This window comes from Clavibacter sp. VKM Ac-2872, assembly GCF_015351105.1.
GTDB lineage: Bacteria > Actinomycetota > Actinomycetes > Actinomycetales > Microbacteriaceae > Clavibacter.
Map to the genome: position 1 here is coordinate 11,850 of NZ_JADKRR010000003.1, position 13,106 is coordinate 24,955.

The 13,106-nt window shown below is 72.2% G+C and carries 15 protein-coding genes; 1 reads left to right on the forward strand and 14 read right to left on the reverse strand.

All coding sequences use genetic code 11. From position 1 onward, the window contains the following. Nucleotides 1–50 precede the first annotated feature (50 nt). The 10 genes from pheT to infC all read right to left on the reverse strand — a co-directional run bounded on the left by pheT (nt 51) and on the right by infC (nt 9,381). Nucleotides 51–2,594, reverse strand: a complete 2,544-nt coding sequence (gene pheT, locus ITJ40_RS12920; RefSeq protein ID WP_194667460.1) for a phenylalanine--tRNA ligase subunit beta — start codon at nt 2,592–2,594, stop codon at nt 51–53. A gap of 2 nt (nt 2,595–2,596) precedes the next feature. Next, on the reverse strand, nt 2,597–3,634 hold the full coding sequence (gene pheS / locus ITJ40_RS12925) for a phenylalanine--tRNA ligase subunit alpha (RefSeq protein ID WP_194667461.1): 1,038 nt from the start codon (nt 3,632–3,634) through the stop codon (nt 2,597–2,599). A gap of 62 nt (nt 3,635–3,696) precedes the next feature. Further along, complete coding sequence (locus tag ITJ40_RS12930; RefSeq protein WP_194667462.1) at nt 3,697–4,521, reverse strand: amino acid ABC transporter permease; 825 nt, start codon at nt 4,519–4,521, stop codon at nt 3,697–3,699. After that, on the reverse strand, nt 4,518–5,165 hold the full coding sequence (locus ITJ40_RS12935) for an amino acid ABC transporter permease (RefSeq protein ID WP_194667463.1): 648 nt from the start codon (nt 5,163–5,165) through the stop codon (nt 4,518–4,520). The genes ITJ40_RS12930 and ITJ40_RS12935 overlap by 4 nt, the downstream gene beginning before the upstream one ends. A 115-nt stretch (nt 5,166–5,280) precedes the next feature. Next, on the reverse strand, nt 5,281–6,204 hold the full coding sequence (locus ITJ40_RS12940) for a glutamate ABC transporter substrate-binding protein (protein WP_194667464.1): 924 nt from the start codon (nt 6,202–6,204) through the stop codon (nt 5,281–5,283). Nucleotides 6,205–6,358: 154 nt separating this feature from the next. Next, complete coding sequence (locus tag ITJ40_RS12945; RefSeq protein WP_370532054.1) at nt 6,359–7,147, reverse strand: amino acid ABC transporter ATP-binding protein; 789 nt, start codon at nt 7,145–7,147, stop codon at nt 6,359–6,361. Nucleotides 7,148–7,298: 151 nt separating this feature from the next. Next, nucleotides 7,299–8,099 (reverse strand): RNA methyltransferase, encoded by an 801-nt coding sequence (locus ITJ40_RS12950; RefSeq protein ID WP_194667465.1) that lies wholly within the window; start codon nt 8,097–8,099, stop codon nt 7,299–7,301. Between the two features lie 62 nt (nt 8,100–8,161). Beyond that, the gene (gene rplT / locus ITJ40_RS12955; protein ID WP_012038696.1) at nt 8,162–8,554 is read right to left on the reverse strand and encodes a 50S ribosomal protein L20; all 393 of its coding nucleotides are present in this window, start codon (nt 8,552–8,554) and stop codon (nt 8,162–8,164) included. 46 nt (nt 8,555–8,600) lie between these two features. Continuing rightward, on the reverse strand, nt 8,601–8,795 hold the full coding sequence (gene rpmI, locus ITJ40_RS12960) for a 50S ribosomal protein L35 (RefSeq protein WP_194667466.1): 195 nt from the start codon (nt 8,793–8,795) through the stop codon (nt 8,601–8,603). Next, the gene (gene infC / locus ITJ40_RS12965) at nt 8,788–9,381 is read right to left on the reverse strand and encodes a translation initiation factor IF-3 (RefSeq protein WP_015490649.1); all 594 of its coding nucleotides are present in this window, start codon (nt 9,379–9,381) and stop codon (nt 8,788–8,790) included. The genes rpmI and infC overlap by 8 nt, the downstream gene beginning before the upstream one ends. 371 nt (nt 9,382–9,752) lie before the next feature. Between infC and ITJ40_RS12970 the strand changes: the two genes are divergently transcribed. Further along, nucleotides 9,753–10,217 (forward strand): DUF1844 domain-containing protein, encoded by a 465-nt coding sequence (locus tag ITJ40_RS12970; protein WP_194667467.1) that lies wholly within the window; start codon nt 9,753–9,755, stop codon nt 10,215–10,217. 59 nt (nt 10,218–10,276) lie between these two features. Here ITJ40_RS12970 and ITJ40_RS12975 read toward each other — a convergent pair whose 3' ends face one another. From ITJ40_RS12975 to hisB, 4 genes are all read right to left on the reverse strand, one after another. Beyond that, entirely contained in the window at nt 10,277–11,044 is a 768-nt protein-coding gene (locus ITJ40_RS12975) for an SseB family protein (RefSeq protein ID WP_194667468.1), read from the reverse strand. Next, nucleotides 11,041–11,790, reverse strand: coding sequence for a bifunctional 1-(5-phosphoribosyl)-5-((5-phosphoribosylamino)methylideneamino)imidazole-4-carboxamide isomerase/phosphoribosylanthranilate isomerase PriA (gene priA / locus ITJ40_RS12980; RefSeq protein ID WP_194667469.1), 750 nt, complete (start codon nt 11,788–11,790; stop codon nt 11,041–11,043). Before priA ends, ITJ40_RS12975 begins: the two co-directional genes overlap by 4 nt. Before the next feature lie 66 nt (nt 11,791–11,856). Beyond that, nucleotides 11,857–12,498: an imidazole glycerol phosphate synthase subunit HisH gene (gene hisH, locus ITJ40_RS12985; RefSeq protein WP_194667470.1), complete on the reverse strand. Its 642-nt coding sequence runs from the start codon at nt 12,496–12,498 to the stop codon at nt 11,857–11,859. After that, the gene (gene hisB / locus ITJ40_RS12990) at nt 12,495–13,103 is read right to left on the reverse strand and encodes an imidazoleglycerol-phosphate dehydratase HisB (protein ID WP_194667471.1); all 609 of its coding nucleotides are present in this window, start codon (nt 13,101–13,103) and stop codon (nt 12,495–12,497) included. Before hisB ends, hisH begins: the two co-directional genes overlap by 4 nt. Nucleotides 13,104–13,106: the final 3 nt, after the last annotated feature.

The window sequence follows — 13,106 nt, forward strand, 5'->3', positions numbered from 1 at the left end:
CAAATCTAGTGCCGGTGCCGGAGGGGTCCCGGCGACCGCCCGGGCGACGCCTACTCGCGGAGCGCCGCGCCGAAGCGCTCGGCGGCCAGCCGCACGGATCCGTCGCGCGCCTCGCTCGCCTCGGCCGCCGTGAGGGTGCGGTCGGGAGCGCGGAAGCGGAGCGCGAACGTCAGCGAGCGGGTGCCGTCCGCGACGCCTGCACCGCGGTAGTCGTCCACCAGCCGGGCGGACTCGAGCAGCTCGCCCGCGCCCTCGATCACCGTGCGGAGGAGCTGCCCCGCCGGGACCTCGAGCGGCACGACGAGGCTGAGGTCCTGCGTGGCGACGGGCATCGAGGTGAGCGTGCGCACCTCGACCGCGCCGCCCGCCAGCTCCACGAGCCGGTCGAGGTCGACCTCGGCGAGCGCCACGCGCTCGGGCAGGTCGAGCTCGGCGGCGAGCGCGGGCAGCAGCTCGCCGGCGAAGCCCACGATGACGGGACCGTCCGCGGTCACGACCTCGACCGCGGCCGTGCGTCCCGGGTGCATCGCGATGTGCGCCCCCTGCTCGAAGCGGATCTCCACGCCCACCGCGTGCGCGAGCTGCCGGACGGCGTCGAGCGCGTCGACGAGTCCCGCGCGCTGCGCCGGGGTGCCCGGCTGCTTCGGCACGGCATCGCCGAGGATCAGCACGCCGACGTGGCGCGGCTGCGGCGGGATGCCCGCGTCGAGGGCGCGGAGCGCGTCCGGGTCGGGGCGCGCGGCGCCCGGCGGCATCTCGGGAGAGCCGTAGGCGACGCCGGCGCGGGGCAGGAACACGGTGCCGGTCTCGAAGACCGCGAGGTCGGTGGACCCGCGCGACAGGTTGCGCCGGGCGATGTCGATGAGCCCCGGCAGCAGCGAGCGGCGGAGGAACGGGAACGCGACGTCGAGAGGGTTCGCGAGGCGCACGGCGGGCGCGTCGTCGCGGTCGGCCGCGCCGAAGCGCGCGTTCTGCGCCTCGGAGGAGAACGGCGATCCCATCACCTCGGTGAGCCCGCCCGCGGCGAGCGCGATCGAGGCCTGGCGTCGGAGGCGCTGCGCGGCGGTGAGGCCGCGGCCGGGGGGGGCGACGGGCAGAACGGCGGGGATCCGGTCGTAGCCGACGATGCGCGCGACCTCCTCCACGAGGTCCGCGCGGTCGCGCAGGTCCGGGCGCCAGGTCGGCGGCGTGACGACGAGCACGCCGTCGCGCTCCTCCAGCGCGCAGCCCACGTCGACGAGCGCGTGGCGCACCTCCTCCGCCGTGTAGTCGACGCCCACGAGCGACGCCGGGTAGCCCATGGGCAGCTCGATCGCCGCGCGCGGCGCGGTCGTGTCGAGGATCGAGCCGAGGCCCTCGGCGTGGCCCCCGGCGAGCTCCTCGAGGAGCTGCACGGCGCGCGCCGCGGCGGCGGGCGCGATCCGCGGGTCCACGCCCCGCTCGAAGCGCTTGGACGCCTCGCTCGGCAGCTTGTGCCGGCGGGCCGTGCGCGCGATCGACACGGGGTCGAAGCCCGCCGCCTCGATCAGCACGCGGCTCGTGCCGGCGCCGATCTCGGTGGCCGCGCCGCCCATGACGCCCGCGAGCCCGACCGGGCCCGAGTCGTCCGCGATGACGAGGTCCTCGACGTGGAGCGCGCGCTCGCGCCCGTCGAGCGTGACGAGCGTCTCGCCCTCGGTCGCGCGGCGGACGACGATGCCGCCCTGCAGCCGGTCGAGGTCGTACGCGTGCAGCGGCTGGCCGAGCTCGAGCATGACGTAGTTGGTGATGTCCACGGCGAGCGAGATCGACCGCACGCCCGCGAGGGTGAGCCGGGACACCATCCACGGCGGCGTGGGCCGGGAGAGGTCGATGCCGGAGACCACGCGCGTGACGAACACGTCCGCGCCCGCGCGTCCGCGGATCGGGGCGGCGTCGTCGACGCGCACCTCCACGCCCGGGACGGGTGCGTCGGCCGCGAGCAGCGCGAGCGCGTCGGCGGGGTCGGTGAACGCGGCGCCCGTGGCGTGCGCGTACTCCCGGGCGATGCCGCGGATCGAGAACGCGTAGCCGCGGTCGGGCGTGACGTTGACCTCGACCGCGCGGTCGTCGAGGTGCAGGAGCGCGAGCGCGTCCGTGCCGACCTCGGGGTCGAGGCCGAGCGAGGAGAGGACGAGGATCCCGTCGTGCTCCTCCCCCAGGCCGAGCTCCCGCGACGACGCGATCATGCCGTCCGACACATGCCCGTACGTCTTCCGCGCGCTGATGGGGAACGGCCCGGGGAGCACCGCGCCGGGCAGGCTCACCACGACCTTGTCCCCGACGGCGAAGTTGTGCGCGCCGCAGACGATGCCGCGCACGTCCGCGCCGCCGTCGGCCGCCGTGGCGCCCTCGGGCGCGACGCGGACGGAGCACCAGTTGATGGTCTTGCCGTTGGTCTGCGGCTCGGGGCTCGCCTCGAGCACCTGCCCGACGACGACGGGGCCGGAGATCGAGAACGCGTGCACGTCCTCCTCCTCGAGGCCCACCTTCACGAGGGCGGCGTGGACGTCCTCGGGGGTGACCCCCGCGGGGAGCTCGACGTGCTCGCCGAGCCAGCTGATCGGGATCCTCACGACTACACCACCATCCCGAACTGCGCGCCGAATCGGATATCGCCCTCGACGATGTCGCGCATGTCGGAGAGGTCGTTGCGGAACATGAGGGTGCGCTCGGTGCCCATGCCGAACGCGAAGCCCTGGTACTCGTCGGGGTCGATGCCCGCCGAGCGCAGCACGTTCGGGTTCACCATGCCGCAGCCGCCCCACTCGATCCAGCGGGGTCCGCCCGCGGCGGCCGGGTGCCAGACGTCCATCTCGGCGCTCGGCTCGGTGAAGGGGAAGTAGTTGGGGCGCAGGCGGATGCGCGCGTCCTCGCCGAACATCGACCGCGCGAAGTGCTCGAGCGTGCCGCGCAGGTGCGCCATGGTGAGGCCGCGGTCGATCGCGATGCCCTCGATCTGGCGGAACGCGGGCGTGTGCGTCGCGTCGAGCTCGTCGCTGCGGAAGGTGCGGCCCTGCGCGATCGTGTACACGGGCAGCTCGTCGGCGAGCAGCGTGCGGATCTGCACGGGCGACGTGTGCGTGCGCAGCACCAGGTGCGCGTCGGTCGGATCCACGTAGAAGGAGTCCTGCATCGCTCGCGCCGGGTGGTCAGGCGGGAAGTTGAGCGCGTCGAAGTTGAACCACTCGCTCTCGAGCTCGGGGCCCTCGTTCACCTGCCACCCCATCCCGACGAAGATGTCCGCGATGCGCTCCTCGAGCATGGTGAGCGGATGGCGGGCACCGGCGCGCCAGCGGCTCGGCAGCGCGGTGACGTCGACGGCCTCGGCGACGAGCCGCTCGGCGGCCTCCTGCTCCTGGATCTCCGACTCGCGCGCCTGGAACGCCTGCGTGACGCGGGCGCGCGACTGGCCGACGAGCTTGCCGGCCTCCTTGCGCTGTTCGGGCGGCAGCGAGCGGAGCGATCCGTTCAGCCGGGCGAGCGGCGACGCCTCGCCGATGTGGGCGGAGCGGGCCTCGGCGAGCGACGCGGAGCCGGTGGTCGCGGCGAGCGCGGCCATCGCCTGCTCCACGGCGGCGCCGACGGTCTCCTCGGAGATCTGGGGTTCGGACATGAGGCCCGAGTCTACCGAGCGGGTGCGTCGCTCCCGGCCCGCGCCGGGCCCCCGCGAGACGGCTACGCGCCCTGCGAGGTCCCGGCGGCGACGGTCTTGGCCACGCGCGGTCCGCGCTTCCGGGCCAGGCGCCGCGCGACGGTCGACACCGTGAGGTTCAGCACGAGGTACATGCCCACCATGACCACGAAGATCGGCAGCGAGTTGGCGCGGCTCGTGGCCTCGAGGATCAGCTCGCCCTGCTTGGTGAGGCCGACGAGGCTGACGATCGTGCCGAGCGCCGTGTCCTTGATGAGCACCACGAGCTGGGCGACGATGATCGGCAGCATCGTCCGGAACGCCTGCGGGAACTCCACCAGCAGCCGGTTCTGCAGCGGCCGGAGCCCGATCGCCAGCCCGGCCTCGCGCTGTCCGCGCGGCAGGCCGAGGATGCCCGAGCGCAGCGCCTCGCCGATGATCGCGCCGTTGTAGAGCGTCAGCGCGGTGACCACCGACCAGTAGGGGCCGATCGGGAAGATCAAGTAGATGAACAGCATCATCAGCAGCACGGGCATGCCGCGGAAGAACTCGAGCACGACGGTGACGGCGTAGCGGATCACCCGGTGCTCGCTCATCCGGAGGAGCGCGAGCACCATGCCGAGCAGGATCGCGAGCACGGCGGCGACCGCGGCCGACTGCAGGACGACCCACAGGCCCTTGAGCAGCAGGCCCCAGACGAGCGGGTCGTTGAGCACGAGCCAGATGTCGGGGCTGAACTGGCCCGCCTGCTGCAGCTTCACGGCGGCGAACGCGAGCACGGCGGCCACGATCACGCCCGTCACGACGGAGAGGATGCGGGAGCGACGGCGGGCACGGGGGCCTGGCACGTCGTAGAGGACCTGGCTCATCGGGAGACCGCCACTCGCTTCTCGAGGTGGTCCGCCAGCTGGCCGAGCGGGACCGTGATGATGAGGTAGAAGAACGCGACGCCCACGAACACCCAGACGACCGCGTTCCCGTTGGCGTTCGCGACGTCGCGGCCCACGTTGAACAGCTCGTAGATGAAGTAGGCGCCCGCGATCGACGTGTTCTTGGTGAGCGCGATGACGACGTTGATCAGCGGCGGGATGACCGTGCGCACGGCCTGCGGCAGGATCACCGACCCCAGCGTCTGCGAGAACGTGAGCCCGATGCTGCGCGCGGCCTCGGCCTGGCCGACCGGCACGCTGTTGATGCCGGAGCGGATCGCCTCGGCGAAGAACGGCGCCGTGTAGAGCGTGAGCGCGAGCACCGCGGCCGTCATGAACGGCAGCGCGCCCGAGATCGACGTGATCACGACGCTGAAGAAGGTGAACACGAGCAGCAGCGGGGTGTTCCGCAGCAGCTCGACGTAGATGGTGGAGGTGGCGCGCAGGCTGGCGACGGGCGAGATCCTCATCGCGGCGATCACGACCCCGAGCGGGAGGGCGAACAGCACGGTGAGGCCGAGGAGGCGCAGCGTGCCGCCGAACCCCCGCAGGAACACGTCGAGATTGTCGAGGATCACATCCACGGCGCACCTCCTATGGTCTGCGCCCGGCGCGGCCGGGCGATGGCGGATCCGGGCTCGGGTGCCCGGACGAGGGAGGGTCCCGCGCGCGCCTCGGCGCACGCGGGACCCGGTGGGACTAGTAGCGGTCGATCGCCGGCGGCTGCGGCGTCTCGATGACCGTGCCGGCCGTCGCCTCGAACAGGCGCGCCCAGGTGCCGTCGTCGTAGGCCTCCTGCAGCGTGTCGTTGATGAAGGTGCGGAACGCCTCGTCGCCCTTGGCGATGCCGATGCCATAGGGCTCCTGGGTGAAGGTCTCGCCGTCGCCGACGAGCTTGAACTCGCCCTCGTTCTGGTCGATGAAGCCGGAGAGGATCACGTTGTCCGTCGTGACCGCGGACACCTGGCCGTTGCGCAGCGGGTCGAGGCACTTGCTGTAGACGTCGGTCGGCACGACGACCGCGCCGAACGTGGCCTCGATGTTCGCGGCGGGGGTGGATCCGGCGACGGAGCAGACCTGCTTGCCGCGGACGTCCTCGGGCGTGTTGATCGTGGTGTCGTCCGCGAGGACCATGAGCGCCTGGCCGGCGACGTAGTACGGGCCCGCGAAGTCGACGACCTCCTTGCGCTTGTCGTTGATCGTGTAGGTCGCGACGACCGCGTCGACCGAGCCGTTCTGGATGAAGGGCTCGCGGTTCGCGGACACCGTCTCGGTGAACTTGATCGAGTCGAAGGGGATGCCCATCTTGCTGGCGACGAGCGCCGCGATGGCGACGTCGAAGCCCGCGGGCTTGCCGTCGAGGCCCGCGAGACCGAAGAGCGGCTGGTCGAACTTGGTGCCGACCTTCATCTCGCCCGCCGCCGCGAGGCGCGCCATCGTGGTGCCCTCGTCGAACGTCGGGTTCTCCGCGAGCGCGAGCTTGTAGGGGCCGTCGCCGTTCTCGGGGGCGTTCGTGCCGGCGTCGATGCCGCTGTTCGACGCGCTGCCGGCGGCGCCGCAGCCCGTGAGGGCGACGACGACGATCGCGGCGGCCGCGGCGAGGGTCAGTTTCCTGTTCTTCATGGTTCCCGTTTCTCTGCTGGTGAGGTGGATGACGGACGCGATGGGGATCGCTCGTGGTGCGTGGTGCGGGTCGTGCCGTGGTGCGGCGCCCGGACGCGCCTGCCTCGGCGGCGCCCGGATGCGGGTGCGGGAGGGCGCGTGCCCTCCGCGCGCGTCAGTGGGCGAGGATCTTGGAGAGGAAGTCCTGCGCGCGGGGGCTCTGCGGGTCGTCGAAGAACGCCTGGGGGGTGGTGTCCTCCTCGATGGCGCCGTCGGCCATGAAGATCACGCGGTCCGCGGCCTTGCGGGCGAAGCCCATCTCGTGGGTGACGACCATCATCGTCATGCCGTCCTTCGCGAGGCCGACCATCACGTCGAGGACCTCGGTGATCATCTCGGGGTCGAGCGCGGAGGTCGGCTCGTCGAGGAGGATCAGCTTCGGGTCCATCGCGAGCGCCCGGGCGATCGCGACGCGCTGCTGCTGGCCGCCGGAGAGCTGGGCCGGCATCTTCTGCGCCTGGTTGGCGACGCCGACGCGGTCGAGGAGCTCCATCGCCCGCTTCTCCGCCTCGGCCTTGCCCTGCTTCCGCACCTTGATGGGGCCGAGGGTCACGTTCTCGAGCACGGTCTTGTGCGCGAAGAGGTTGAAGGACTGGAACACCATGCCGACGTCGGCGCGCAGGCGCGCGAGCTCGGCGCCCTCGGCCGGGAGGTACTGGCCGTCGATGGTGATGGTGCCGTCGTCGATGGTCTCGAGCCGGTTGATCGCGCGGCACAGCGTGGACTTGCCGGATCCGCTGGGGCCGATGACGACGACGACCTCACCACGGTTGACCGTGGTCGAGATGTCCTTGAGGACGTGCAGGTCCCCGAAGTGCTTGTTGACGTGGGATACGACGACCAGGGGCTCGCCGACCGCTGCTGCGGCGGGCGAGGCGGGGTCCGCCGTCGGGCTCTGCTCCATGCGAACACCATATCCGTGACGGTGTTTCGTCCGCGTTTCCGCGGGGCATCGTCACCCCATCGTGACGCGTGGGCCGCTTTTCCGCCGATCAGGGGCAGTGTGGGCGCCCGTCGGATGACCAGGCACGCGACAGGTGTCCGGCGCGCGAGGGTCAGGTGCGCTGCGCGAACGCCGACTCGTAGAGGCAGACGGACGCGGCCGTCGCGAGGTTCATGGACTCCGCCTGGCCGTAGATCGGCACCACCACGGCGCGGTCGGCGAGGGCGAGGTGCTCGTCCTGGAGGCCGCGCGCCTCGTTGCCGAAGAGCCACGCGGTGGGGCCGGCGAGGCCGCCCGAGGTCCGCTCCGCGAGGAGGTCGTCGCCCTTCACATCCGCGGCGAGGACCTGCAGCCCCGCCGCCTTCACGCGCTCGAGCACGGCGTCGAGCTCGGGCATGATCGCGACCGGCAGGTGGAAGAGCGAGCCCGTCGTCGCGCGTACGACCTTGGGGTTGTAGAGGTCGACGGAGCGGCCCGTGAGGATCACCGCGTCGGCTCCCGCGGCGTCGGCCGCGCGGATGATGGTGCCCGCGTTGCCGGGGTCGCGCACCTCCTCGAGGATCGCGATGAGGCGCGGCCCGTCGCCGAGGATCTGCTTGAGCGAGGTCGGGAACTGCCGGCACACGCCCACCACGCCCTGCGGCGTGACGGTGTCGGCCATCGAGGCGATCACGTCCTCGGTGACGAACTCCACCTCGACGTCCGCCTCCCGGACGGCGCGCGCGAGGTCCGGGTAGCGATCGAGGGCCGTGGGGGTCGCGAACAGCTCCTGGACGAGGTCCGGACGGAAGGCGAGCGCCTCGGAGACGGCCTGCGGCCCCTCGAGGAGGAAGAGGCCCGTGTCGGCGCGCGCATCCCGCTTCGCGAGCTTGGCGACGCCACGGACACGCGGGGAGCGGGGGTTGTCGAGCATGGCCCAACACTAACGGCGCGCCCCCGGATGGGGACGCGCCGTCGGCGGTGGGGCGGGATGCGCTAGGCGTTCGCCGCGACCTTGGGGGCCGAGGTGTTCGCGGGCAGGGCGGCCTTGGCCGTCTGCACGAGGGACGCGAACGTCGCGGGCTCGTGGACCGCGAGCTCCGCGAGGATGCGGCGGTCGACCTGGACGCCGGCGAGCGACAGACCCTGGATGAGGCGGTTGTACGTCAGGCCGTTCGCGCGGGCCGCGGCGTTGATGCGCTGGATCCAGAGGCGACGGAACTCGCCCTTCTTCGCACGGCGGTCGCGGTACGCGTAGACGAGGGAGTGGGTGACCTGCTCCTTGGCCTTGCGGTACAGGCGCGAGCGCTGCCCGCGGTAGCCGGCGGCGCGCTCGAGGATGACCCGACGCTTCTTGTGGGCGTTGACGGCCCTCTTGACTCTTGCCATTTCAGTGATTCCTATTCGAGTTCAGGTGTCGCGGACGACGAGGGGCCTAGCGGCCGAGGAGCTTCTTGGCGACCTTCATGTCGGCCTTGGCCAGCGGCTGGTCCTGGTTGAGTCGCGCCTTGCGCCCGGAGGACTTGACCTCGAGGTTGTGCCGCATGCCCGCCTGCTGCTTCATGATCTTGCCGCTGCCGGTGATCTTGAAACGCTTCTTGGCACCCGAGTGGGTCTTCTGCTTAGGCATTGTTCTCTTCTCTCGCTTCTCGTGCGCTCGCCTTGGTGGCGTCGCGCTTCGCGTTGGCCTCGGCCTTGGCCTCGGACTTGTTCTTGTGCGGTCCGATGACCATGACCATGTTGCGGCCGTCGATCGTGGGGGTGGACTCGACGCTGCCGAACTCGGCGACGTCCTCCGCGAACATCTTGAGCAGTCGCACGCCCTGGTCCGGACGCGACTGCTCGCGCCCGCGGAACAGGATCATGGCCTTGACCTTGTCGCCGTCCTGCAGGAAGCCCTCGGCGCGCTTGCGCTTGGTCTCGTAGTCGTGCTTGTCGATCTTCAGGCGGAAGCGCACCTCCTTGAGGATGGTGTTCGCCTGGTTGCGACGAGCTTCCTTGGCCTTCTGCGCGGCCTCGTACTTGAACTTGCCGTAGTCCATGATCTTCGCCACGGGGGGCTTGGAATTGGGCGCGACCTCCACGAGGTCGAGGTCGGCTTCCTGCGCGAGCCGGAGTGCGACGTCGATGGATACGACGCCGACCTGCTCGCCTGCTGGGCCAACGAGGCGAACCTCGGGAACTCGGATTCGATCGTTGGTACGGGGATCGCTGATGGACTGCTCCTATTCGTGTCTTCGGGTGGCCCGGCGGCGGTGTGCCGCTCGAAACGAGACGAGGAGAGTTCTTCACCAGGGTGCGACGGTACGTCGTACTCGGCAACACGCCCTTCCCCGCTCTTCAGCGGGGCTCCCGTCCTCCGGCCCCGGTGAGGGAGCCGTGCGGACGGGGGAGCGAAATCGACCCGGTAACCTATGGAGGCGGTCAAGCGCGGGTGGGAGATCAATCCTCTTTCGAACCGGGACTGTGACAGCCCCGGAGCCGTCGATCAGCATAGCAGACGCCGGCACCGCCCCGGAAGGGCGGGCGTCGTCCGCATCCCGGAGCCGTCCGGCGCCATCCGGCCGCCCCGAGCAGGAGGACAGACATGACCGACCCGACCCCCGACCCCGCGACGACCGCGGCCGACGCGCACGTCCACCGGTTCGAGGAGCCCGCCGCGGCGACCGGCTCGGGCGCGAGCGGATCCGCGACGGGCGTCGCCGACGACGACACCGCGGACTTCGTCGCCGACCAGTACGCGCGCGACATCGCGGAGGTCTCCGCCGTCGAGGTCATCACGACCACGGCGGTCCACCTCATGAGCGCCGCCGCCGTGAAGTGCGGCCTCGCCGACGACCCCGCCACGCAGACCGACCTCGCCGAGGCGCGGAAGCTGATCATCTCGCTCGCGGGCCTCGTCACCGCCGCCTCCCCGGAGCTCGGCGACCAGCACGCGCGCAGCCTCCGCGACGGCCTGCGCTCGCTGCAGCTCGCGTTCCGCGAGGCGTCCCCGTATCCCGACGCCGTGGGCAAGGGACCGGGCGAGAAGTACACCGGGCCGGTCTCCTAGGCGCACGGCTCCGCGGTGCGGCTGCCCGGCGCCTCGACGGCGGAGCGCGACTGGCGGGCTCAGCCGGCGGAGGTGACGCGGAGCCCCATGCTGTCGACGCGGTCCGCGAGCACCGCGCTCCGGGACCACTCCCCCTGCACCCGCGCGAGCAGCGCGTCGAGCGCCGGACGGTCGAGGCCGTCGACGAGCTCGAGCGCGACCACCAGCTCGGGCCCCTCGAGGCGCGCGCGCGGATCCCCCGGCGCGACGCTCAGCCCCACGACCGCCGGCTCGTCGGCGACGCTCGCGCGGAGCGCCCGGACGACCTCCGGGTCCTCCGGGCTGGGGATCCACGGCAGCGACCGCGCGACCGCCCACACGGCCGGCCGGCGCAGCACGAACTCGGTGTCGGACATCGGGTCGACGACCACGAGGTCGGTCTCCTCGCTCGCCGCCGCCAGCGCGACGCGGACGGCGTCGGCGGGCACGGGGCGCGCCTTCGCGTTCCACTTCCCCATCGCCGCGACGGACGTGAAGACGGGCATCACGGTCCGGCCGTCGGGGCCGGCGACCGTGATGATCGACAGCTCGGCGCTCTTGTCGGCCTTCAGGCCGTGCGCGCCCTCGCCCTCCTCGCCGAGGCGCGCCACGAGCGGGATCAGCAGGCGCGCGTCGCGGAGCGCGTCCACGACCGCGGCCTGGCCGACCTCACCGCGACCGTGGCGCGCGAGCGCCTCCGCGACGGCGGGTGGCGCGGAGCCGTCGTCGTCCGGGAAGGGGGTCGGCTCGAACGAGCGGCCCGCCCACGGGGTCCCGGCCGAGTCGGCGTGCGGGGTGGATCCGGTCATCGATCCCCGGCGACGTCGAGCGCCTCGCCGAGCGTGAACGCGCCCGCGTAGAGGGCCTTGCCGACGATGGCGCCCTCCAGCCCGAGCGGCACGAGCTCGCGGAGCGCGGCGATGTCGTCGAGGCTCGAGACGCCGCCGGAGGCGACGACCGGGCGCTCGGTGCGCTCCAGCACCTCGCGGAGCAGCTGGAGGTTCGGGCCCTGGAGCGTGCCGTCCTTGGTGACGTCGGTGACCACGTAGCGCGCGCACCCCGCGTCCTCGAGGCGCTCGAGCACCTCCCAGATGTCGCCGCCGTCCTTCGTCCAGCCGCGCGCCGAGAGCGTGCGGCCGCGGACGTCGAGCCCGACAGCCACGGACTCGCCGTGCTGGGCGATGACGCTGGCCGCCCACTCGGGGTTCTCCAGCGCCGCCGTGCCGAGGTTGATGCGCGTCGCGCCGCTCTCGAGCGCCACGTCGAGCGACCGGTCGTCGCGGATGCCGCCGGACAGCTCGATCTGCACGCCGTCGATGGCGCGGATCACGCGGGAGATGACCGACAGGTTGTCACCGCGGCCGAACGCCGCGTCGAGGTCGACGAGGTGCAGCCACTCGGCACCCTGCTCCGCCCAGTCGCGGGCGGCGTCGACGGGGTCGCCGTAACCGGTCTCCGTGCCGGCGGCGCCCTGCGTGAGGCGGACGGCCTGGCCGCCCGCCACGTCCACGGCGGGCAGGAGGGTCAGACGGGGCGTGCGGGTGAACTCGCTCATGGGGGCCTTCCATCGATCGTGCGGGCGGGCGGCGCCGTCGGCGACGGCGGATGCGGGTGCGGAGCGTCAGGCGGCGCGGAGGGTGCCGAGCCAGTTCGTGAGCAGCCGGATCCCCGCCGCTCCCGACTTCTCGGGGTGGAACTGCGTCGCGGAGAGCGGGCCGTTCTCGACCGCCGCGACGAACCGCTCGCCGTGCGTGGCCCAGGTGACGCGGGGCGCCGGCAGCGGCGGGAGCGGATCGATGCCCCACGTGCGGGCGGCGTAGGAGTGCACGAAGTAGAAGCGCTCCTCCTCGAGACCCGCGAACAGCGCCGAGCCCGCGGGCACGTCGACCGCGTTCCAGCCCATGTGCGGGAGGACGTCGGACCGGATGCGATCCACGGTGCCGGGCCACTCCCCCAGCCCGGCCACGTCGACGTCGCGCTCCACGCCGCGGTCGAACATGACCTGCATGCCGACGCAGATGCCGAGGACGGGCCGGCCACCCGCGAGACGGCGGTCGACGACGCGGTCGCCGCCTGCGGTCCGCAGGGCCGACATGACGGCCGAGAACGCGCCGACCCCGGGGACGAGGAGGCCGTCGGCCTCGTGCGCCCGCTTCGGGTCGCCCGTCAGCTCGACGTCCGCGCCCGCGAGCTCCAGCGCCTTGACGGCGGAATGGACGTTGCCGCTGCCGTAGTCGAGGACGACGACGGAGGGACGACTCACAGCGCGCCCTTCGTGGACGGGATGCCGGACACCCGCGGGTCGAGCTCCTTGGCCTGGCGGAAGGCCCGGGCGAACGACTTGAACTCCGCCTCCGCGATGTGGTGGGGGTCACGCCCTCCGAGGACGGTGACGTGCACGGTGAGGCCCGCGTGGAAGGCGATGGCCTCGAAGACGTGACGGACCATGGATCCGGTGAAGTGACCGCCGATGAGGTGCATCTCGAAGCCGGCGGGCTCGCCCGAGTGCACGAGGAACGGACGACCCGAGATGTCCACGACCGACTGCACCAGGGCCTCGTCGAGCGGCACGAGCGCGTCGCCGAAGCGCGCGATGCCGGACTTGTCGCCGAGGGCCTCGCGGATGGCCTGGCCGAGCACGATCCCCACGTCCTCCACGGTGTGGTGCACGTCGATGTGCGTGTCGCCCGTGGCGGTGACCTTCAGATCGGTGAGCGAGTGCTTCGCGAAGGCGGTGAGCATGTGGTCGTAGAAGGGCACCGATGTGCTGATCTCGGAGGCACCGGTGCCGTCGAGGTCGAGCTGGAGGTCGATGCTGGACTCGCTGGTCTGCCGCGTGACGTGCGCGGTGCGCGCGAGGGTGCTCATGGG